1 protein-coding gene is annotated in these 700 nt (G+C 70.4%); it reads right to left on the bottom strand.

What is annotated here, in order from left to right; translation table 11 throughout:
- Positions 1–700 (bottom strand): sigma-54-dependent Fis family transcriptional regulator (locus JNK74_28925; protein MBL7650205.1); only part of this gene is annotated, 700 nt, incomplete at both ends.

The raw sequence follows: 700 nt of genomic DNA, 5'->3' as shown, positions 1-700 counted from the left end.
AGAAGAGATCTCGCCGAAACAGCCCCCGCTCGACCATCTCTTCGAGCGAGCGGTGCGTCGAGGACACGATGCGCACGTCGACGGCCCTCGGCCGAATCGAGCCGAGCCGCGTGAGCTCGCCCCGCTCGAGGACGCGCAGCAATTTGGCCTGCAATCCGAGCGCGAGATCGCCGATTTCGTCGAGCGCGAGCGTCCCGCCGTGCGCCGCTTCGAAGAGCCCCGGCTTCGCCGCGACCGCCCCCGAAAACGCCCCCCGCTCGGCCTCGAGGAGGTTCTCTGGAAGCGCCGCGCAGTTGATCGCGACGAGGGGCCCCTTCGCGCGCGGCGATCGCTCGTGAATGGCGCGGGCGACGAGCTCTTTTCCTGTGCCTGTTTCGCCGAGGATCATCACGGCGATCGACGTCGGCGCGAGCCGATCACAGAGCGACAAGAGGCTCAGCATCGCCTGCGATCGCGCGACGATCCCCGCGGGCCCGAGCGGCGCGTCTCGATTTCGTGTGCCCTCGCTCGCCCGCAGCACGAGCACGCACTCACCTAGCGAAAACGCAGCTCCGACGCCGATCCGTCGCCGCTCTCCCTCGGCGAGGGGCGTGTGTCCCGCGACGATCGCCGCGCGGGCGCCGGGCGCGCGCTCGATCCACCAGCCCCCGTCCACGAAGCGAAGCAGCGCGTGCCGACGAGACACCGTCGGGTCGAGCAG

Source organism: Candidatus Hydrogenedentota bacterium (assembly GCA_016791475.1).
In the GTDB taxonomy this organism is placed as follows: domain Bacteria; phylum Hydrogenedentota; class Hydrogenedentia; order Hydrogenedentales; family JAEUWI01; genus JAEUWI01.
Note: the sequence above shows the minus strand (reverse complement) of the source record. Positions and strands in the feature narration are given on the sequence as shown.